Origin of the sequence: Vibrio sp. VB16, from assembly GCF_015594925.2 — a bacterium.
Taxonomy (GTDB): Bacteria; Pseudomonadota; Gammaproteobacteria; order Enterobacterales; family Vibrionaceae; genus Vibrio.
In genome coordinates, this window is the sequence record NZ_CP087591.1 from 865,158 (window position 1) to 886,833 (window position 21,676).

Genomic DNA, 21,676 nt, shown 5'->3' on the forward strand with positions numbered 1-21,676 from the left:
ATGAGAGAAGGACTTCAGATGAATTCAAATCAGCTAGTCAAAGAGAAGTTTGTCTGCGTGGCACTTAATGATGCCAAGCAGTTAAATGAACTCAACGGCACTTTTAGTGATAAGCCTTATGTAAAGCCACCGACTCAACCGGTACTTTATTTTAAAACAAGAAATACATGGTCATCGGATGACGCTCAAGTCAGCTATGTTGGTGATTCAATGGTCGTCGGCGCGAGTATTGCGTTGGTAATCGGCAAAACGTGTTGTCGCGTAAGCGAAACCGATGCGCTGGATTATGTCAGTGGATTAACCCTTACACATGACTTCTCTTTGCCAGAACAAAGCTACTACCGCCCTGATATTAAAGGTAAGTGTTTAGACGGGTCGGCACCAATAGCTCAAAATCCAGTGCCACTTTCAGATATTGCTTCATTAGCTGATTTAACCGTTATAACAAGTGTTAATGGTGAAGAAAAAAGCGTGCTGAGCGTTTCTCAGTTTCACCGCAGTATTGAACAGTTGATTCATCTCATCTCCACTATTATGACGTTGAATGTCGGTGATGTTATTGCCGTCGGATTCCCCGGCGACCGTATCGCGGTTCAGGTGGGTGACAACGTCAGCTCAAGTATGAGCGGATTACAGCAACTTAATAATAATTTGACGGGAGAGTAATGATGAAAAGAGCACGCATACTCTTTCAAGAAGAGATTTTAAATGTAACTGTAAATCAAGCGGGCGAGATTCAAACGGAGTCGGGACAATTACTTCCAGAAAATGATGTTCAATGGCTATCACCTGTCCAAAATCCAGGTACCATTTTTGCGCTTGGTCTTAACTATGCGGACCATGCTTCAGAGCTCGCGTTCGCTCCTCCTACAGAGCCATTGGTTTTCATAAAAGGAACCAATACGCTAACAGGTCACAAGCAAGACTCGTATCGCCCAGATGATATCGAATTCATGCACTACGAGTGTGAGTTGGTCGCAGTGATTGGTAAAGAAGGCAAAAACATCGACCGTAAAGACGCGATGGATTATGTCGCGGGTTACACTGTCTGTAATGACTTTGCAATTCGAGACTACTTAGAAAATTACTATCGCCCCAATCTCCGTGTGAAGAGTCGTGATTCACTTTGCCCTATCGGCCCGTGGATAATTGATAAAGAGGATGTTGGTGATATCAACAACCTGAAGATCGAAACACGAGTAAATGGGGAACTGACTCAGGAAGGCAGCACGGCTGACATGATCTTCGATGTGCCGTTCTTGATTGAGTACCTCAGTGCCATTATGACGCTTCAACCAGGCGATATGATAGCAACAGGAACACCAAAAGGCTTAAAAGACATGCAGCCGGGCGATGTAGTCGTCTGTTCGATTGAAAAAGTAGGTTCGTTAGAGACCCACATGGTTTCGGAACAAGAATTCTATTCATCGCGAATTACTGGCGACAACAACTAAAAGGGACGAAATGATGGGTCAGGATCTTCAAAACAATTTAGACAAAGCCGCAACGTACCTCGCGCGTTTTAAAGAGAACACACTAGGCCATTACATTAATGGGAAGTGGACACTAGGCAGTGAAGGTGAGACGTTCGATAACGGTTCACCAGTGAACAGTGAATCATTAGGTAAGGTCGTTAAAGCGAGCGTTGCCGATGTGGATGCGGCATGTAAAGCGGCGGCAGCGGCTCAAAAAGAGTGGGGAGCAATGAGTGGAGCAAAACGTAAAGCGATTTTGCATAAACTTGCCGACAAAATTGAAGCGCGCGCTGAAGAGATTGCATTAGTAGAGTCTTCAGACTGTGGCCAGCCAATTCGCTTTATGCGTCAAGCAGCCGTTCGCGGTGCAGCTAATTTCCGTTTCTTTGCTGATAAAGCACCTGAAGCGCGTAACGGACTCGCTTTGCAGCAGGAAGAACACACTAACTTCACCGTTAAGTCGCCCATTGGCCCAGTCGGTGTTATTACACCTTGGAACACGCCATTTATGTTGTCGACTTGGAAGATTGCACCCGCTCTAGCTTCAGGTTGTACTGTCGTTCACAAGCCAGCAGAATTTAGCCCGCTTTCAGCCGCGATTCTTGCAGAATGTGCAGACGAAGCTGGTTTGCCACCGGGCGTATGGAATATGATTAATGGATTTGGAGAAGTGGCGGGTAAAGAGCTGACACAGCATCCAGATATCAAGGCTATTGCCTTTGTTGGAGAAACCGTTACAGGTTCTATGATCCAGAAACAAGCAGCGGATACGTTGAAGCGCGCACACTTTGAATTAGGTGGAAAAAATCCCGTCATTGTCTTTGATGATGCTGATTTTGATCGAGCGCTTGATGCTGTTGTCTTTATGATTTATAGCTTAAACGGCCAGCGTTGTACGAGTTCAAGCCGGCTACTTGTCCAGTCAGGTATTAAGGATAAATTCCTTACAGCATTGAAAGTGCGTGTTGCGAATCTAAAGGTTGGTCATCCGCTTGATCCCGTGACAGAAGTAGGTCCGTTGGTGCATACATCGCATTATGAAAAAGTATTAAGCTACGTTGATGCTGCGATTGAAGATGGCGCTACCGTCGCTGTAGGTGGAAAACGCATTACTGATCTTGGCAATGGTAACTATTTAACGCCAACACTCTTCACTGATGCGAATAATACGATGCGTATCGCTCGCGAAGAGATCTTTGGGCCAGTGCTTACTACCATCGAGTTCGAAACTGAAGCGGACGCTGTAGCCATTGCTAACGATACTAACTATGGCTTGGCTGCGTACATTTGGACAAGCAACACCGGTCGTTCAATGCGTATGGCTCATAGTGTTGAATCGGGTATGGTTTGGATTAACTCTGAAAACAACCGTAACCTTCCTTCACCATTTGGTGGTGTGAAAATGTCGGGTATTGGTCGTGATGGTGGCGATTGGAGTTTCGATTTCTACATGGAAACGAAAAACGTCTGTATCGCGTTTGATACTCACAGCGTTCCAGTATTAGGGCGTTAATATTTCTTTATAATACAGACTCTAGTGTTAGCGAATATAAAAGGAAGAACGATGCCCCATTTTGTAGTGGAATACTCCGCCAATATTGAACAAGAATTGGATCTGCCAGAGCTATTGAAAGTGCTCAACGAAACGGCTGTATCAACGGGCGTGTTTCCGTTAGGGGGCATTCGTAGCCGCGCATATAAAGCCGATGACTTTCGAGTCGCTGAAGGTGACCCAGAAAATGGGTTTATTCATCTTACGGTGAAGGTCGGCAGTGGACGATCAATGGAGACACTGAAAGAAGCCGGAGACACTATCTTTACCGCTTTCACTGCATGTCTACAGCCGATATTTGATGAACGCTATCTAAGCATCGGTTTCGAAATGATCGAGCTGCATCCGACACTGAATTATAAAAAAAATAATATACACGAGAAGCTTAAAAACTTAGCTCGTTGAGCTGAGCTTGTATGCATTAAAAACTGAAACTGAATAAGAACGTAATGAAGCCAACTCCACTATTTTAATCGGAGCGCTTTTGTTACCCAAAGCAAGGAGATACACAAGATGGGCGAACTTGTTGTTGCTGCAAAAATTACACACGTTCCGACAATGATTATGTCTGAGCAACCTGGCAGAATTTTCGGCTTGCGTCAGCACGCGATTGATGGACACAAAGAGATTTCAAGAATCGCGCGTGAGAAAGGTGTCGATACGGTGGTTGTGCTGGATACGCACTGGCTAGTCAATGCCGGATACCATATTAATTCAAATACGCATTTTGAAGGACTATTCACCAGTAATGAATTTCCACATTTTATTCAAAACCTACCTTACGAATATGAAGGCAACTCTGAACTGGGTGACCTAATTGCAGACATCGCGACGGAGAAGGGGGTTTTTACTCTTTCTCATCAAGTCGATTCGTTAGCGTTAGAATATGGAACCTTGGTTCCGATGCGTTTTATGAACGAGGATAAGAAATTCAAAGTGGTTTCTGTTGCCGCTATGTGTACGGTTCATAGCCTAGAGTCATCTCGTCGATTAGGAGAAGCTATTCGTGAAGCGATTGAAGCCAGTGACAGTAAAGTTATGCTGCTTGCTTCTGGCTCACTTTCACACAAGATCTGGGCCAATGAAGACTACGTTGCCAACAACGGTACGTTTACTATCTCTAGTGAATTTAACCGTCAGATGGACCTTCATGTATTGGATATGTGGCAGAACGGTGATATTGAAACCTTCTTGAAAATGCTTCCAGATTACGCCGCGAAATGCGATGGCGAAGGTGGGATGCACGACACAGCAATGCTGTTTGGTGCTCTAGGCTGGGATAAATACGAAGGCAAAGGTCGTTTAGTGAGTGAGTACTTCCCAAGCTCAGGAACCGGACAAGTCAACGTTCTGTTTGAGGTGTAGTAAGTATGGTCGTGACTGATACGAGCTTGAGTTGGCGCACTGCACATCTGATCGCGTTAGCCGCGATAGAGTATGCGGAAGCGCGTCAACTTAAGGTATGCGTATCGGTTCTCGATCGTCATGGTTACCCTCTTGCTCAACTTAGAATCAACAACGCCGCATTTCCCTGCACCACTATCTCCGTTAACAAAGCGTTTACGGCGGTAAGCTTTGGTTTTTCCACACAAGATTGGACTCAGCGTTTAGAGGGGAATCCCCACCTGTTAAGTAGTCTTTCTCAGCAAGATCGAATGGTCTTGTTTGGTGGGGGCATTCCGGTGAAATTTCAAGATGAAACGATTGGTGCTATTGGTGTTTCTGGTGCGAGTGAGAACCAAGATGTAGAATGTGCTAATGCGGGAATTGAGGCTTTTCTAACACTTTCTGAACCTGCTGAGTAGCCGACATGAATAAGGATACTCAACTTACCTATTTCTTGATATTGATGGCGATGGTTAGCCCTGTCGCTCTTAATATTGTTGCTCCAATTATGCCTATTCTGGCAAAAGAATTTGGTGCCTCTAACAGCGTAATCCAACTCAGTTTTACCGCCTATTTGGCCACGCTTGCTATCGGTCAGTTGTTTGGTGGCCCATTGGCTGACCGATATGGAAAACGCAATCTATTGTTGTGGGGATTTGGGCTTCACGTTGGGGGTGGCTTAGTAGGAGTATTTGCAAGTTCTGTCGAGCTGATATTGCTTAGCCGAGTGATGCAAGCCGCTGGTGGTTGCATTGGTATGATGCTCGCACGTAGTATTTTGGTGGATATGTACCCTTCAGGAAAAGCCGTTGAGAAATTGAGTTATGTCACCATGGGTGTCGCTGTTTCACAAGCGATAGCACCGACTGTCGGTGGCGTTGTGTCAGAAATTATCGGCTGGCATTCTGTATTTTATATGCCAATGTTAATGGCGACAGCGGTTTGGATAGGTGTGTTTTTCCAATATCCGAAACCAATAAGCGACGAAATGAGTTTAGGCAAAGCGACGTCTTTTGTCGGTACCTATAAAAAACTGGTAAAGAATCAAGCCTACATCAGCCTTGCTTTGTCTAGTACGCTCATCGCTTGTGGATTTTTCTCATTTGTTACCTGCGCTCCTTTTATAGTAAGCGCAAGCTTAGGTGAGAGCCTAACCCAATACGGCTTTTGGTTTCTTTTTGTTGCCATTGGATTTATGGCCGGCAGCTTTACTAGTGCGCAACTATCAACACGACTATCTCATTCTAGTTCAGTAATTATTGGCCATAGCCTGTCACTCGTTGGTGGGTTGCTGATGCTGGCATCTTTTACATTATTTGAGATTAGTTACGAAAACTTATTCCTTACAATGGCCTTGTTTACCTTTGGCCGGGGATTGAGCCAGCCCCAATTGCAGTCATTATCTATCGCGTCGGTAGAGGATAACCGAGCGTCGGCTTCGGGCTTACTCGGTTTTATACAATTACTATTAGGGGCATTGTTGGCGCAACTCGTTGGTGCATTAGTCGAACAGCTCGGGCCAATAATGCTGCCACTGTTTCTTGTTGGCTATGGAGTTTGTGCGTTGGCACTCTATTTCCACTACCATCAAAATGACATAACCCGAATTCAGGTGACGTAAAAAAGCGGGCGCCGTCAAACATTAACCCTATCAACCAGATAGAAGAGTTGAGCTATCTAAAAGGAAGTAGAAGATGAAATTAATTGATAACAGCCTGTTTATACAAAAAGCCTACGTTTCAGGTGAATGGGTGGATGCGTTTGACGGCACAACGACAGACATTACCAATCCTTCTACCGATGAAGTGATTGGCTCGGTGCCAAATATGGGGGTAAAAGAGACCGCCCAAGCGATTGAAGATGCACAGGTTGCCTTTAAACTGTGGAAAAAAGAGACGTCTGAACATCGCTCTAAAGTACTTCGTCGTTGGTATGAACTCATGATGGAAAACGCCGATGATTTGGCGACTATAATGACGACAGAGCAAGGTAAACCATGGGCAGAAGCGAAGGGTGAAGTGACCTACGCAGCAAGCTTTATTGAATGGTTTGCAGAAGAAGCGCGTCGTGCATACGGGGATATAATACCAAGCCACAAGCAGGACGCCCGCATACTGGTAACTAAGGAACCTATTGGTGTGGTTGCCGCGATCACACCTTGGAACTTTCCTGCCGCGATGATCACTCGTAAATGTGGCCCCGCATTTGCCGCTGGCTGTCCGGTTATTCTTAAGCCTGCACCCGATACGCCATTTACTGCGTTGGCGCTTGCTGAATTGGCGCAAAGAGCCGGTATTCCCAAAGGGTTGTTTAGTGTTATTACTGGCGATGCTATTGCGATTGGTGGTGAACTAACTAAGAGTAAGATCGTTCGTAAAATTTCGTTTACTGGATCGACGAATGTTGGCAAGATTTTGATGGAACAATCGTCCTCAACCATCAAGAAACTCTCATTAGAGTTGGGTGGGAATGCGCCGTTTATCGTCTTTGAAGACGCCGATATTGATGCCGCTGTAGAAGGGGCAATGATCGCTAAATTCAGGAATGCAGGTCAAACCTGTGTCTGTGCGAACCGTCTGTTTATTCATGAAAATGTATATGACGAATTCGCCAAAAAATTGGCCAGAAAAGCCGCTGAACTGAAGGTAGGTGATGGGTTTGGTGAGGGTGTAAACATTGGACCACTTATCAACGATGCGGCTGTGGCGAAGGTATCTCAGCACATTCAAGACGCCTGCGATAAAGGAGCAAATGTGCTCTACGGTACATTACCAGAGCCAGGCAGTCGCTTGGTGACACCACATGTTATCACGGGTGTGACAGATGATATGTTGGTGGCAACAGAAGAGACATTCGGTCCAATGGCCGCGCTGTTCAGTTTTAGCGATGATGATGAAGTATTGGCGCGTGCAAACGATACGGAGTTTGGTTTAGCTTCGTATGTATATACTCAATCTTTAGCACGAGCATGGAAAGCTGCAGAAGAACTGGAAACGGGTATTGTAGGTGTAAATGAAGGTTTGATTTCGACTACGCTTGCCCCATTTGGTGGAGTGAAAGAATCGGGCCTAGGACGCGAAGGTTCGTATATGGGTATGGATGATTATTTAGAGGCGAAGTATATACTCATGGGTGGCCTAAAATAGCGTAAATTGCGTCGCCTTCACATCATTGTGGTTTTGAGCCCACGAGTCTTAACCCCCTCTTAACCACAAGTCTTCTATTCTTGCGTCAATTAGAATAGGAGACAGAAGATGATGTCTTATCGAAAAATGAATTGCAGCTTACTCGCCATGGTTATTGTCGGCTTGGTAGGCTGTAGTTCACCGTCAGACAAAGATTTCCAAAAACTTGCGAAACAATCCCTTAAGCAACAACTCGTATGGAATGCTGAACAACCTGAAGCGACAGAGGTTATTCAACTTACCGAACTAATGAATATTCCAGAGCTCGACATTCTTATCCAACAAGCCATGGAAAATAACCCAAGCTTGCAACAAACCTTAATGGCTCTGAAAATTGTTTATGCACAACGTGATGCAACAAATAGTGAACGAATTCCTTCGTTAACCGCAGGGTATGACGCGAACAAAGTAGAAGATTCTGATGCTCAATATAGTGCCGATCTCACTGTAAGCTGGGAATTGGACTTATGGGATCAGATAAGCAACAACACCAGTGCTGCGGACAAAGATATTGCCAGCAGTATAGCGACTTATCAAAGTGCGACTGACACATTAGCGGCCAACATCATGCGAACATGGCTGCAAATAAGCCTGCAAAAACAGTTGGTTGATATAGAATTCCAGCGGCTGCGGGTCACGGAAAATAACGAAAGTATCATTTTAGGAAAATACCGATCTGGTTTAGGGGATTTGGAAGATTTAGATACCGCTAGAACGGATAGTGCTTCAACACGTTCAACTCTGGTCGAATACACAGAAGAGCTTGCTCAAAATCAGAGAAGCCTTTCCTTATTGCTAGGGCAGTTGGGTGGAGAGCAAGGTTTTGATGTGAGTTCTGAGTTTCCCGCCGTGATAACACCACTTATCTCATTTCCTGAGCAGGATCTCTCGCGGAGACCCGATCTTCAAAGTGCTTTTTATGATCTAGAAGCTGAAGAATTTCGAACCAATGCGGCCTATAAGGCGCTTCTTCCTTCTATTAGCTTATCTGCTGCGCTTTCCGATGCGGCTTCCTCTCCGACATCGGCCCTTCTAACAAGCCCGCTATGGAGCCTGCTCGGTCAGTTGTCTGCACCGATTTTTGATGGTGGTTATTTGCAATCACAAGCAGAGATATCTGAAATGACAGCCGAGAACGCGTATTGGACTTACCAAGAAACGTTACTGAATGCGGTCAACGAAGTAGAGAATGCTCTTGGTCAGGAAAAATCATTAGCCGAGCAACAGCGACATTTAGAAGATGCGCTTGACAGTGCAAAGCGCAGCTTTGCTAATTATCAGGAGAAATATAGAGAAGGCTTAGTCGATATTACGGATTTGATTTCAGTTCAAACCAATGGCTTCGATGTAAAAATAAAGCTGACACAAGTCATTTATAACCGTTTAGTAAACCGAATTGATTTAGGCCTAGCGTTAGGCTTAGGAGTATCCTCATGAAACGAAAATCATTACCAATCCTTGTCACGCTAATTTCCGTTGCATGCCTAGCCAGTGCTGTTGCGTATAATGGTTCTCAAATATCAACTAAAGACGAAAAACCTTCTCAAAATGGAAAAGCTTCTGTCCATGTACCTAGTAAGGTAAAAGCCGAACTTTTAACCGCGAATGCACCCAGTGTTGTGGTACTTGAGGTTGAGGCAGATACATATAAAGCGTTAGTGAAGGGCTATGGTGAGGCTTCTGCTCATTATGCAATTACATACAGTTCGGAAGTGAGTGGTAGAGTTGAAAGTCTGATGCCTAAATTTGCAACTGGTCAGTTGGTTAAGCAAGGAGAAGTCCTGGCGACATTGGAAAATACCTCTTACTTGCAAGCAGTAGCGGCGGCAAATTCTAACCTGGCACAAGCTGAATTGGATCTTCTTGAAGAACAAAGAACCGGAGAGCAAGCGCGTTTAGAGTGGAAACGTTCTGGTATGACAGGAGAACCTAATTCCCCTTTGGTATTGCGAAAACCTCAGCTAGCAGCGCAACAAGCGGTAGTAGAAAATGCCAAAATTAGCCTTAGAAAAGCTCAGCAAGATCTAGAAAAAACAATAATAAGAGCCCCATTTAATGCTTTGATAGTTGAGCGTTACATTCAGCCGGGAAGTTATGCTCAAGTAGGGACTTCGGTTGCTGAGTTATACAGCACAGATAGGGTCGAAATTGACATCCCATTGTCGATGAAGCAGTGGCAAACGCTACCAAAACTGACAAATAAGGATCTATCAAATCAAGATCAGCCGCCATGGCCGGTTACTCTGTATAGCGCAGATGGTGAAAATAGCTGGCAGGGGTATGTTACTCGAGTTGAGCAGCATGTGGATGTGACTTCTCGTCAGCGATCACTAATTATTGCGGTTGATAAGCCATTCGAACAAGATATTGGTCTTTTCCCAGGTACCTTTGTACAGGCTTATATTGAAGGCGCTGTACTAGATAATACGTGGGAGTTACCGGCATCAGCTATCTCACAACAAGGTGACCTCTGGTATTTGACCGAGAATAATCAGCTAAATAAAGTACCTGCGAATAAGGTATTTGAAAAATCTGGTTCTGTTTATGTATCACCGATAGAAAATCTGACTGCCGTTAAGATCATAAAAAGACCGCTTAGTAATTACGTAGTCGGCATGCTTGTGACACCTAAGGTTGAAGGATAATCGAAATGCAAAATTCAACGTATAGTGAAGGCATTATTGGCTGGTTCGCCCGTAATTCAGTGGCGGCAAATTTACTTCTTATTGCAACCATAGTGATGGGTATACTGTCATTAAGTGAGCTTCGTAAGGAAGCCTTTCCTAGCCTAGCCCCAGATCGAGTAACAATATCCGTTAATTATGATAGTGGTAATCCTAATCAGGCTGAGGAAGGAATCGCAATAAAAATTGAGGAAGCGTTGGAAAGCGTAGCGGGTATTGATGTTATAACGTCAACGTCGGACGCAAGTGGTAGTCGGGTCGTCGTCGAGAAATTGAACGGTTACCCGTTGGATACTCTATTCACAGATATCAAAACTAACGTAGATGCGATAAATGATTTTCCATCTGATGCCGATAATCCAGTTATTGAAAAAGCCACTAGGCAGGATCATGCCATTTGGGTTCAACTTTATGGTGATGCCGATAGAGCCACACTTCAAGATCTAGCAGAGAAGTTAAAATCAGATTTGTTAATCCAACCGGCTATTCGTGATCTAGACATTAAAGCCATGGCCGATCCCATGATTGCGGTCGAATTGGACGAAGCCAAGTTACAGGCGTATGGACTCACGTTATCGGATATATCTGATGCGATTAACGCAGAGTCTTCGAGCGCGATAACAACCAGCCTTCGGAATAACGAAAAAGTGGTCAGGCTAAAAGTATCGGAACAGGCTTATGAGCAGCAAGAATTTGCCAATATTCGTCTACTTACCTTACCTGACGGAACTCATGTCTATTTAGGCGATATCGCTAACGTTCAAGAAACGTTTGAAGATGATACCTATACGCTGTCTCGCTATAACCAACAAAGTGGCATGGCGATAGAGATCGTTATGGATGAGTATGGTGATATTACTAAGATCGTCGATCAGGCCAATCAGGTTGTCGATAAATGGCACGCGTCGAACTATCTTCCACAGGGTGTGCAACTGACTACTTGGTATGACTCAAGCACCGTTATCAAAGATCGTCTTAGCCTGTTGGTAAAAAATGCCCTTTCGGGTATTGCTCTGGTTTTCATTATATTGGCCGTTTTCTTAAACCTAAGCGTCGCTTTTTGGGTGGCGGCTGGTTTGCCGTTTGTATTTTTCGGCACGCTATATTTTATGACAGATAGATTTACTGGTTTAACGATCAACGAAATGACCACATTCGGCTTCATCATGGCATTAGGTATTGTCGTCGACGATGCCGTTGTGGTGGGGGAGAGTATTTATACCACCCGGTGTGAAGAAGGAGATAGCGTAGAAAGTACGGTTAGAGGAACGTTAAAAGTGGCAGTACCGACCATTTTTGGTGTTCTAACGACCGTTGCTGCGTTCGTTGCTATCGCGAATGTGGAAGGGCGTATGGGTGAAATTTATGCTCAATTTGGTACGGTTGTGATGATTTGTTTGTTGCTTTCCGTGGTGGAGTCAAAACTGATATTACCTTCACATCTAGCGCATTTAAATACACATCGTGTAGCGGGTAAAGGCATCTGGTCAAGAATTCAACAGGGCGCAGATACAGGGCTTCAATGGTTTAGTAGTAAAATTTACAGAAGAGCGATTGGTGTTGCTCTGGAATATCGTTACGCCGTATTGGTTCTGTTCTTGTCTCTTTTTGTTTTGGTCGTCGGTATGCCACTCACTGGTAAGGTCCGAGTTTCATTCTTCCCAGATATCGTTGGTGATACTGTGCGTGGCGAGATATCCATGTATGACGATGCGAGTTTTGGTCAAACAGAGGCGAGTTTATTACAGCTTGAAAGCGCCGTTATAGCAGCAGATGCAAGCCTTGTTGCCAAATATGGTGAGCAAGAGAGTGAGATCCTCAACCTACAAGTCATCGCTGAGAGTGACGACAATGGTACCGTTACCGTAGAAATTGACAGCAATAGTGTTTATCAGTCAAACGAATTGCTTAAGGAATGGAAAAGATTAAGCGGTATTCCGGAAGGGGTGAAAAAGCTTAGTATTGAAGCTAAAAAGTCGATGGGAGATAACTTTAAAGTTGAACTTAAATCGTGGAATACCGATACTATTTTTGCCGCAGGAGAAGAGCTAAAGGCGAAACTTCAAAGCATTGATGGCGTGAGTGGAATTGATGACAATATGAGCCCAGGAGAGCCTCAATATCGATTTGAGCTTACAGAGCAGGGGCGTTCATTAGGGTTAGAAACATCCGATCTAGCATCGCAAATATTGCGTTCGTTCGGTGGCTCAACCGTTCAGAAATTCCAGCGGGACAGCGATGAAGTTAAGGTAAAGGTTCGCTACCCAGAGAATCAGAGACAGACGTTGGCTGATATCATGGAAGCGCATATTCGAACAAGTGATGGTAGCGTTGTTCCGTTAAGTACGGTTGCGAAGGTTTACACTGAATACCAACAATCAGAGATTACTCGAATTGATAATCTAAGGGCGGTATACATTACGGCAAGTGTCGACAAAAATATTATCGCGTCTAATGAATTAGTGCAAAAAATAAAGACAGAGGTAATGCCTGATTTATTGGCACAGTATTCAGGACTAACGATTGATTTTTCTGGTGAGGCAGAACATCAGGAAGAGACGACCAGTTCCATGAGTAGTGTGTTTGTAATGGCATTAATTGCTATATATGCATTGCTTGCTATTCCATTAAGATCTTATGTTCAACCGATTCTTATTATGATGGCTATCCCTTTCGGTATTGTTGGCGCGATTCTAGGGCATGTTGTGAACGACTTGACCATTAGTATTCTATCTTTAAACGGTGTTCTAGCACTAAGTGGTGTCGTAGTGAATGATAGTCTTCTATTGGTTTCTCGATTTAATACCTTGGTAAGAGAGAAGAATATAGCGGTAAAAGAGGCGATATTTGAGGCCTGTACTGGTCGATTAAGAGCGGTGTTGCTTACCTCGTTTACGACTTTTGCAGGGTTAGCCCCGCTACTTGGTGAAACATCCGTACAAGCACAATTCTTGATCCCAGCCGCTGCGGCTCTTGGCTATGGGATTATTTTTGCGACGTTGATTACTCTGGTGCTTATTCCTTCGCTATTGCTGATTAATCATGAAATAAGTACCGTGTGTGGTAATTTAAGAAATAAGATTTTTTATTCTAAGAAGGTAATTAACGAGTGTTAAATTTACTCTTAGTCGAAGATGATATTGATCTTGCGACCGCAGTGATTGATTACCTTGAACTCGAAGGTATTCAGTGTGACCACGCTGCAAATGGCGTGATTGGACTGAACTTAATCGAGAGGAACGATTATCATGCGATTATTCTCGACTTGAACCTACCGTTAATGCATGGGTTGGCGGTATGTGAATCAATGCGTTCGAAAGGGATCGATACACCAGTTCTGATGCTGACTGCGATGGATAGCTTAGATGATAAATTAGCTGGGTTTGCTAAAGGTACGGATGATTATTTGATTAAACCTTTTGCAATGGAGGAGCTCATTGTTCGAGCACGAACATTGGCGAGAAGACGCAGTGGGCAGGCGACGCTGTTGTCCGTCGCAGGTATTAAGCTTGATGTAGAAAAGAAGACGGTATACAGAGAAGGGCGTGAATTAAAACTTTCACCTACAGCGATAAAAATATTGGAGTTGCTGCTACGAAATAGTCCTAATCCGGTGTCTAGAACAACAATCACCCAAGTAATTTGGGGTGATGAACAACCGGAAAGTAATAGCCTTAAAGTTCATATATTCAACTTAAGAAAACAGTTGAACTCTGCTGGAGATAACACGTTAATTCATACTATTCCGGGGTTTGGTTTCTCCATCGAAGAGACTGAGAAATAGCGATATACCGATGATTAGCAAGAGAAATAAAACGAGACAATATTGAGAGTGAAATGAAGATAAGACCAAGCCTTAAGATCCGATTTATTGTCAGCATGATTTTACTTGCTTCGGCAATGGCCATTTTTTTTTCCATTTTAACACTCAATTATTTTGAGCAGGGGTTGGATAGAGGACAAGAACAAACGATGCGTGACTTTGTTCATGCCAAAGGCATTGAAGAAGGTCGATCTCTTAGTGTCTGGGGATATCATGTCTCAAGTCGTTGGGAAGATATGCCAGATAACGTGAAGGTGTCATTTGAAAATCGTCCACCGACAGAAGCATTTAAATTAGATAAACAAACCTACGGCGGAGGAATATTCTCACCACCAGAAGAAGTAAACCTCATAATGAAAGGGATCAATAAGCAGGGAGAAGTTCGTTATGTCTCAAAGACTTTACTTTTAAGAGAGTCGTTTAAGGGGGTAGGTGAGGCAAAGTTATTTCCTCATTTTATCTGGGTTATTATTGTTGCTGTAGGCGCTATCATCGTTTTTTCATTGGTATTGTTTGTTCTTATTAGTAAGGTAGCAAGCCCTGTTGAATCGTTAAAAAACTGGGCGAAGTCTATTGATGGGGAGAAATTAAAACAACCAGTTCCTGATTTTCAATACGGTGAACTAAATACGCTTGCAGATATCATAAAGACCAGTCTCAGTTCAGTTCAGGAAAGCCTTGAAAGAGAGCGACAGTTTTTAACCCATGCCAGCCACGAATTAAGAACCCCTATTTCTGTGATTAGAACCAATACGGAATTGTTGAATAAGTTGTATGAAAAAGAACAGGGAACGCCGAAGCAATTTGCGGTCGTTGAGAGAATAGACCGTGCAGGCCGAACCATGACAAACCTCACTGAAACGCTGCTGTGGTTAAGCCGAGATGATCTGAATTTACCTCAGAGTGACAAGGTCAATCTGAAAGACATGATAGAAGAGCTTATTATAGAGCTGACTTATCTTTTAAAAAATAAATCGGTAGATCTGGAAGTGACAACATCTGATTACATACTTTGTATTGCGGAAATGCCATGCAGAATTGTTCTGGCTAACCTGATTCGTAATGCTTTTCAGCATACCATGGTGGGTAATATTACCGTAATTCAAACAGGAGGTTCTATATCTGTAGTCAATAGCAGCGTCCAGGAAGCCGCTGAGTCAACAGACCTAGGTTTTGGATTAGGTTTGAGACTGACTAAAAAACTGGCCGATAGGTACGGTTGGCATTATACGGATAGTTTTGATTCTGCTACCTATAATGCACAAATAGAATTGCGACCTCGTTGAATAATAAGTCACCATTTACTGATGAATTATAGGTTGTAAGAATATATGAAGCATCAAACACTGATGAGGGATGATTTGCACACTGACCAGAAACGAATTAAAAAAGCGACTCGTATTGAAAGCGTGATGAATTCGGCTATGTGGCATTTAGGGCAACGCGATATGACAGAAAGCGAGTTGCTAACGAAGTTACGCATCAAGACCGATAACGAAGTTTGGATCTCTGAGACTCTTGATAAGCTTCGTGGATTCGGCTATCTGAAATCCAATAAAGCATTCGCAGAGCAGTTCGCGGAACGGTCTTTTATGAGTGAATATGGTAGTGGTTATATACAAGAGAAACTCAAGAAAAAAGGGATCGTAGACGATCAGATTCGAGACGCTATTGAAAAGGTTAAAACCGATAGGGATATCTGTGAGCAGTCCATGCTTAATGAGTATGTAAACAGCTATTATCATGAATTTACGCTGAGTAAAGAACGGCTTCAAGGGACGTTAAAAAAGAGAGGCTTTAGTTATTCACAGGTTAATGAAGCGATCAGTCAGCACGCGTCATTTTCACAACTAAAATCGAACCTCGAAATCAAAGCGTCTAAAGCCGATATTGAAAAAGAAATATTGAAATATGCACGAAAAGGTAAAGGGGCGACCGTTATTCGACAGGAGCTACGTCAACGAAAAATCGATATTACCGATTTTGATGTGATCCTCGAAAGATTGGTTAACTCAGAGGATGTGGATTTTTTCTCATTGTGCTTAACACAGCTAGAAAAAAAATACGACGATTTAAGTAGCCACAAGGAGCGTGGTAAAGCCTACGCCATGCTGAGTCGCAAAGGATTCTCATCAGAGCAAATACAGTTTGCTTTTAGTGAGATGGGTAATCATAAAGACAGTAATGATGATTAATATAATGCGATTTAACCAACGGCCTATACTCGATAAATTGTTTATGTTACTTCACGGCATTTGTGACAGATCAGGTTCAATCGATATATGAATGTTGTCACGGTATTCTCCGCCTCTTCTGTCTTTGGTTTCACCCACCACGAAGTTTATCGGTAAAGATGAACCAGACGTTGAGTCACCACTACGCCACTGACGGCCTGTCTTATGCATATCAATGCTCTTATCCGCTATCGACATTCTATATTCGATATCCCATTTAGGATTAAGTGAGTCATGGCGTAAGTTTCCATCATAGTCTGATTCAATGGAGATATAATATCCACCAGTACTCTGAATCCAGAGTCTTGGGGAGGAGCGTATACTTTTGCCCGTCTCTAGTTCTCCAAAATCGAGGTCATAATGCCTTTGAGAAAGTCCGTAAAACTGAACCTTAGAAGTGGGTAGCACTTCAGCGTTAATATCCAAATAGATTTTTTTGCCAGTATAGCTTAGCAAGTTACTGCCATTTTCAATGACCGAAGCTTCTAATTTGTTTTGATAAACCCCAGCGCTCACCCATTGCTTACCTGGGTATCGTAACTGAATTTTACCGGTGGCATTGTTTTCAGTTAACGGGATGTACCATAATCCGTTTTTTTCAAATCCACGCTCTGCATGCCATTCAAAATTTAAGACCTCGAAGTTGGTGCTCTGTAAATGGTCAGAATTTCCACCGATATCGAGTTCAACAATTGCAGTGCAGTCCTGACCTTCGATATCTGCTCGTATTATATAATTTTGAACCAAAGGCGTATCACTGACAGAGAATACGTCATATCTGGACAGAGAAAATTGAGGCTCGATGCTTATTAATCTCGCATTACAATCTCCGTAAGCGTAGGTATTTACAGTAAATAGTAGTAAAGCTAAGAACCATCGTTGGCTATTATTATTCCACATATAAGTCTCCCAAGCGTATCAATACATCGCTTTCTTTAGGCAAGGTAATTTCTATCGACTTCGTGTCTTTTAGAAAAAGATCCAATCGGTATTTTCCCGGACGTAAGCCGGAAATGGCGAATCGACCTTTTCTATTGGTAAAAAACTCTACTGGGTCGTTTTTACCGTCAGTTTTACCAAGATATATTGCCTCTCCAACAATCAGAGAAATCGGCTTACCTGTTTTCTTTTCAATTACGTTACCCATCACGGTTAACACTGAGTCTGAACCAACTTGCAGTTTGTATCCTCGTTTATACCCAGGGTAAAGAGAGAACGCACCGTCGCCTAGGTCATAGCCTGGCGGTAGATCTTCTACATCAAATCCGATCAACTGAGGGTTATACGCAACCAGATCGGGTATAAGTACATTACTGGTAGAGCGACTGATTACCCTCGCATATTCCGTGTTTCTTATTGGGTCTATTGCCACATTGTTTTCTGCTAAACTCGGGTGTTTAGTCACGACAGCAAAGGCCTCGCCGACTTTACGTCCAATAGCCACAGAGGTACCAGAAAAGGCGATCGCACTTGATAATTCTATTTGGCTATTGTGCGTCTGGGTCTCAAGATCAGTGTCGTCATATCGAGTGTTATGGCTAGCGCTTACCGACATTCGATTGGCGGTATAATCTACCCCTGCATCGATATCTGCATCTGTATCTCGTTCTCTTCCCACTGAGGCATATGCAGATATTCCACCAGTATTACCTATGCCTTCCCGGTAACTTGCTTCGACAGCCGCATAATCAGTATCGCTCTGGTAACGGGCAACCACTCTGGTTGCTTTGCTAAGTGGCCAACTCAACGTAAGAGTCGTGTAAAACTCATCGTCTTCATATTCGTTCATTTGATAGTTAAATCGGGTGCTCCATGACGCAGGTGTCGCGAAAAGAGGACCGGAAAAGCTCGGACCGACAACGGTATAATTGTCGCTCTCTTCAGAGCCGGAGCTATAAGATAAGGACAACGCTGCCCGCATCCGGAAGCTGATATCCATCGAGCTGAAAAGAGAGACATAATGTTCAACAGTATTTAGTGGTGTCGTCAACGAATCGAAGTCCCTAACACCAGAGAAATTTTCAGTCTGATAATCATAAATAAGACTGAAGTCAGGATTATATTCATTATCACTGTCAAAACTTGCATCGAATGCGAAGCGAAAAGCTTCCCCTCCTCCAATATCAGAATGATGGCTACTTGATGCCCATAGCTCAGTGGTTCCAAGTTCAGTAGCAAACAGAATCGAACCGCCGTATTGATATAATTCTTCACGAGCTTGCCCATTAATACCCAGAGTCAACCACGGTGTCACGCCTGCTTCTATGTAACCATGGAATAGTTGTTGGTCTGTAAAGTAATCTATTTCGTCCCCGTTTATCTCACTGGGTAAACCATAGGCAATGCTGTATTCGAATTCGCCGCTATCAAGAAGGTCATTACCGGTAGCAACAGAAAACTGAAGTCGTTCTTCCTGACCGCTTGAGTCAGTAATAATTAATTCGACATCATTGTTGCCTTGAGCGAGTGGAATATCGTTTAAATTATAGCTCCCGGCATTCAAGGTCAGTCGCTGTACGACGATACCATCAAGCACTACGTCTACATTTGACGTACGTTGTAGCGTGAAGCTTTGTGTTGCTCTTGGCCGAACATTTCTTGTTGGAATAAGCGTGAAATCTCTTGTTATACCGATACCCAAAAGGTCAACGCCGTCCTGAAAAGCGGCGCCAGAATTATACATATCACCCAAAACAAGACGTGTCCCCTGAGAAGGGAAGTCCATATTGAATCTGGTACCTTCTCTAAGATAATAAGATTCAGCGATATCGGAACTGACATATTCTGATTCGTATTCTAGGTTAGCTCTGCCTATATTGAATGCTGAGTCAAAACTACTCGTAAAACTGGTTTCACTCGTCGACTGATCATCTTTCTGAACCACCTGCGAGCCAGAGAGAGTGACATTGAGATAACCACTGGCCAATGAAGGTTCCAAATAGTTACCATAGTCACCTGCACCTTCAAAAGACAATTGCTGTGTTTGTAGCATTTCAGTAGGTATAGATATGACACTTTCTAGCGTTGAAAAATCAAATGTCAGGTCGAGTCCCACGCTTCTAAAGTCTTTTTGAGATAGTTTATCACTTTGGTTTAGATCAGATAGTTGGTTGGTGGTTTCTTCTGAAATGAGACCTTTTAATATAAGTAGAGTATCGTTTTTAGGCAGTAATATTTCATCATCAGCAGTGATGATGAGCTGCGCTTCACCGATGACGCTATCACTCACTCTTAGCAGTGACATAAGTTCTATATCTCTTCCTGTTGGGTTGAGTTTTGCTTGGTTTTCCTGCGCACTAACGAACGAAGAAAGTAGTACGACAGAGAAAACGAAGATGATCCTCGTTAACGGGTAATTCACTGCATTTGTCCATAATATTCCCCTGGCTCCACTTGTGTTTGTAACGAAAACTCAAAGGAAGTGGATGGGGCGATGAATCGTTCACCTAAAAAACGGTCAATGGCATCTGCACTTTTTCTCTGCAGCCCTTCGAAACGAATGAGACTCAAATATGAGAACCGATCACCTGAGTTTGTAATGACGGCTGTACCGTCTTCATCAACGACCAAAGTAATTTCAGCGGCCTGATTTTGAGAAAAAACATGTATCAAAGCGTTGTAGTGCATTTGCACTGAAATACCGGATGTGTCTGTGTTGGCAGAGGCGAGAGGAGGCTGGCTAAAGCGGACAAAATAACTCTCGGATTGCGGCAATTTTTTGCTGCCTATCCACTGCAAACGAAAAACCTGTGACTTACCCGGTTTCACCATGGCTGCGGGGGGGAAAATAACGAGGTTATCCTCATTGCTGTCGCGGGTTACAAACTCACCATTTGATAAGAACTCTAGTCTTTTAACACTGATTTCAAGTGGTATCTGCTGCGTCGAGTTATTCGTCACAACAACCTGTGCCATTCGTCCACTTTGAATTTCCATGTCGAGAACGGTGGGTGTAATAATAATGGCGATTACACCCGGACTAATTGTTGATATTAGCAACAGCCAGAAAGCGCGCTTCCACATGGCTTAATTCGCATTTTCTAGTTTGATATCGACCGTTTTGATATCAAATCCATCAAGCGCTTTCATGGTAAAAATACGTTTTGAGTTCGGCAGTACTAATGATCCACCAATTAATTCACCAATCTCAGAATTCTTGACGAATAATGAATGACTTTTATCTGAAATGGTCCAATTTGTTCGGGTGATACGGCCATAGCTATTGCCTGAATTTTCTACCGACACCAACCAGTTATCTTCATTTTTTGTCACACTATTTACGCTTAGGTTTGGGTTGGTGTTTTTAGGTCTGACATTGAGTAGGGTATCAAACTGCAACAAAAGGCCCAAAGACGCTTGTTCTTGACCAGAACGTGACACTTTTACCTGGCGGACTGAAATTCGATATGGTTTTGAAGTTGTGATTGATGGATTGCCCAAATATCGTACGATGACAGCTTGAGAGCGTCCCGGTGCAACGATAGCGCTTGAAGGAATGACGAGCAAGTCATCCTCGGCAGATTCGGTGGTTTCCTTGCCATACTCATCCATGGTGAATGAGAGCGGAACTAATTCAATCGTTAGGGGGGAATCACCAGTATTGTCAATTCGCATGGTCATCTGCGATCCTTTCCCGATTGGTGTGATTTCGGCCAACATAGGTTGAACCTTATAGGCCAATGCAGATTGACTCACTAGAAATAGAAAACTAACCAAAAACAGCCTTGTTATTGTCATCCTAATACACTCCTTGTATTAAATGGGAGGCATAGCCTCCCATTGGAAAGTAAGGTAAGTATAGAACTAGTTTTGCGTTATTTGTATGGTCAATGTATCAGAATAACCACCTGAGAAAGTGGCAGTTTCTGTTGTAGTTACGTCCAATGTGGCAGGAACACCTGTGGCAAGAGTACCAGAACCACCATAAGATTGACTTGCAGACACATCATTTAAACCAGGGCCGCCAGGAGCGTTAAGCGTTAGAGCCGCTAAACCAGAAGGTGTAAATACGGCATCATAAGTTAATGCAAAGTCTTCTTGATCATCTGATTCTAATCCACCTTCAGCACTGATTAGAGTTACTGTTGCACCATCGGCATCATTACATTGGATTCCTAAAGGAACATTAATAGTTTGGAATCCGGCATCAACCATACCGAAGTCGACCAGTTGAGAATTCATACCGGTAACTTCACACACCGGAGCTACAAAACCGACCAATTGAACATCACCCGCGTTCGCATTAACTGCAAAAAGAGCCGAAACTGAAATTGCACATAGAGTTAGTTTTTTCATTGAAATATCCTTTATCAATTTTTGATGATTAGCTGTTACCAC

General features: G+C 43.3%; 19 protein-coding genes. 14 read left to right on the top strand and 5 right to left on the bottom strand.

What is annotated here, in order from left to right; genetic code table 11:
- The first annotated feature begins 18 nt into the window (after positions 1-18).
- The 14 genes from IUZ65_RS20305 to IUZ65_RS20370 all read left to right on the top strand — a co-directional run bounded on the left by IUZ65_RS20305 (position 19) and on the right by IUZ65_RS20370 (position 16,300).
- Positions 19-666 (top strand): fumarylacetoacetate hydrolase family protein, encoded by a 648-nt coding sequence (locus IUZ65_RS20305; RefSeq protein ID WP_195705839.1) that lies wholly within the window; start codon positions 19-21, stop codon positions 664-666.
- Complete coding sequence (locus tag IUZ65_RS20310; protein ID WP_229638259.1) at positions 666-1,454, top strand: fumarylacetoacetate hydrolase family protein; 789 nt, start codon at positions 666-668, stop codon at positions 1,452-1,454. Before IUZ65_RS20305 ends, IUZ65_RS20310 begins: the two co-directional genes overlap by 1 nt.
- 13 nt (positions 1,455-1,467) lie before the next feature.
- Entirely contained in the window at positions 1,468-2,988 is a 1,521-nt protein-coding gene (gene hpaE / locus IUZ65_RS20315) for a 5-carboxymethyl-2-hydroxymuconate semialdehyde dehydrogenase (protein ID WP_195706457.1), read from the top strand.
- Between the two features lie 51 nt (positions 2,989-3,039).
- Complete coding sequence (locus IUZ65_RS20320) at positions 3,040-3,432, top strand: 5-carboxymethyl-2-hydroxymuconate Delta-isomerase (protein WP_195705840.1); 393 nt, start codon at positions 3,040-3,042, stop codon at positions 3,430-3,432.
- A gap of 108 nt (positions 3,433-3,540) precedes the next feature.
- Entirely contained in the window at positions 3,541-4,392 is an 852-nt protein-coding gene (hpaD, locus tag IUZ65_RS20325; protein ID WP_195705841.1) for a 3,4-dihydroxyphenylacetate 2,3-dioxygenase, read from the top strand.
- A 5-nt stretch (positions 4,393-4,397) separates the two neighbouring features.
- Positions 4,398-4,832: a GlcG/HbpS family heme-binding protein gene (locus IUZ65_RS20330; RefSeq protein WP_195705842.1), complete on the top strand. Its 435-nt coding sequence runs from the start codon at positions 4,398-4,400 to the stop codon at positions 4,830-4,832.
- Positions 4,833-4,837: 5 nt separating this feature from the next.
- Positions 4,838-6,034 (top strand): MFS transporter, encoded by a 1,197-nt coding sequence (locus tag IUZ65_RS20335; protein WP_195705843.1) that lies wholly within the window; start codon positions 4,838-4,840, stop codon positions 6,032-6,034.
- A gap of 73 nt (positions 6,035-6,107) precedes the next feature.
- On the top strand, positions 6,108-7,559 hold the full coding sequence (locus IUZ65_RS20340) for an NAD-dependent succinate-semialdehyde dehydrogenase (RefSeq protein WP_195705844.1): 1,452 nt from the start codon (positions 6,108-6,110) through the stop codon (positions 7,557-7,559).
- Between the two features lie 108 nt (positions 7,560-7,667).
- Positions 7,668-9,035: a TolC family protein gene (locus IUZ65_RS20345; protein WP_195705845.1), complete on the top strand. Its 1,368-nt coding sequence runs from the start codon at positions 7,668-7,670 to the stop codon at positions 9,033-9,035.
- Positions 9,032-10,243: an efflux RND transporter periplasmic adaptor subunit gene (locus IUZ65_RS20350; RefSeq protein ID WP_195705846.1), complete on the top strand. Its 1,212-nt coding sequence runs from the start codon at positions 9,032-9,034 to the stop codon at positions 10,241-10,243. The genes IUZ65_RS20345 and IUZ65_RS20350 overlap by 4 nt, the downstream gene beginning before the upstream one ends.
- 5 nt (positions 10,244-10,248) lie before the next feature.
- A complete protein-coding gene (locus IUZ65_RS20355; protein ID WP_195705847.1) occupies positions 10,249-13,398 on the top strand; it encodes an efflux RND transporter permease subunit in 3,150 nt (1,049 codons plus the stop codon).
- Complete coding sequence (locus IUZ65_RS20360) at positions 13,392-14,066, top strand: response regulator transcription factor (protein WP_195705848.1); 675 nt, start codon at positions 13,392-13,394, stop codon at positions 14,064-14,066. The genes IUZ65_RS20355 and IUZ65_RS20360 overlap by 7 nt, the downstream gene beginning before the upstream one ends.
- Before the next feature lie 53 nt (positions 14,067-14,119).
- Positions 14,120-15,391 carry a sensor histidine kinase gene (locus tag IUZ65_RS20365; protein ID WP_195705849.1) on the top strand — a complete coding sequence of 424 codons (1,272 nt, stop codon included), beginning with the start codon at positions 14,120-14,122 and terminating at the stop codon, positions 15,389-15,391.
- 126 nt (positions 15,392-15,517) lie between these two features.
- The gene (locus IUZ65_RS20370; protein ID WP_195706459.1) at positions 15,518-16,300 is read left to right on the top strand and encodes a regulatory protein RecX; all 783 of its coding nucleotides are present in this window, start codon (positions 15,518-15,520) and stop codon (positions 16,298-16,300) included.
- Positions 16,301-16,351: 51 nt separating this feature from the next.
- On the opposite strand, the gene IUZ65_RS20375 is transcribed toward IUZ65_RS20370, so the two are convergent.
- The 5 genes from IUZ65_RS20375 to IUZ65_RS20395 form a co-directional block, all read right to left on the bottom strand.
- Positions 16,352-17,239: a hypothetical protein gene (locus IUZ65_RS20375; protein WP_195705850.1), complete on the bottom strand. Its 888-nt coding sequence runs from the start codon at positions 17,237-17,239 to the stop codon at positions 16,352-16,354.
- Positions 17,229-19,583, bottom strand: a complete 2,355-nt coding sequence (locus tag IUZ65_RS20380; protein ID WP_195706460.1) for a fimbria/pilus outer membrane usher protein — start codon at positions 19,581-19,583, stop codon at positions 17,229-17,231. Before IUZ65_RS20380 ends, IUZ65_RS20375 begins: the two co-directional genes overlap by 11 nt.
- A 113-nt stretch (positions 19,584-19,696) precedes the next feature.
- A complete protein-coding gene (locus tag IUZ65_RS20385; protein ID WP_195705851.1) occupies positions 19,697-20,362 on the bottom strand; it encodes a fimbria/pilus periplasmic chaperone in 666 nt (221 codons plus the stop codon).
- A gap of 3 nt (positions 20,363-20,365) precedes the next feature.
- Complete coding sequence (locus tag IUZ65_RS20390) at positions 20,366-21,076, bottom strand: molecular chaperone (protein WP_195705852.1); 711 nt, start codon at positions 21,074-21,076, stop codon at positions 20,366-20,368.
- Positions 21,077-21,142: 66 nt separating this feature from the next.
- Entirely contained in the window at positions 21,143-21,634 is a 492-nt protein-coding gene (locus IUZ65_RS20395) for a hypothetical protein (RefSeq protein WP_195705853.1), read from the bottom strand.
- Positions 21,635-21,676: the final 42 nt, after the last annotated feature.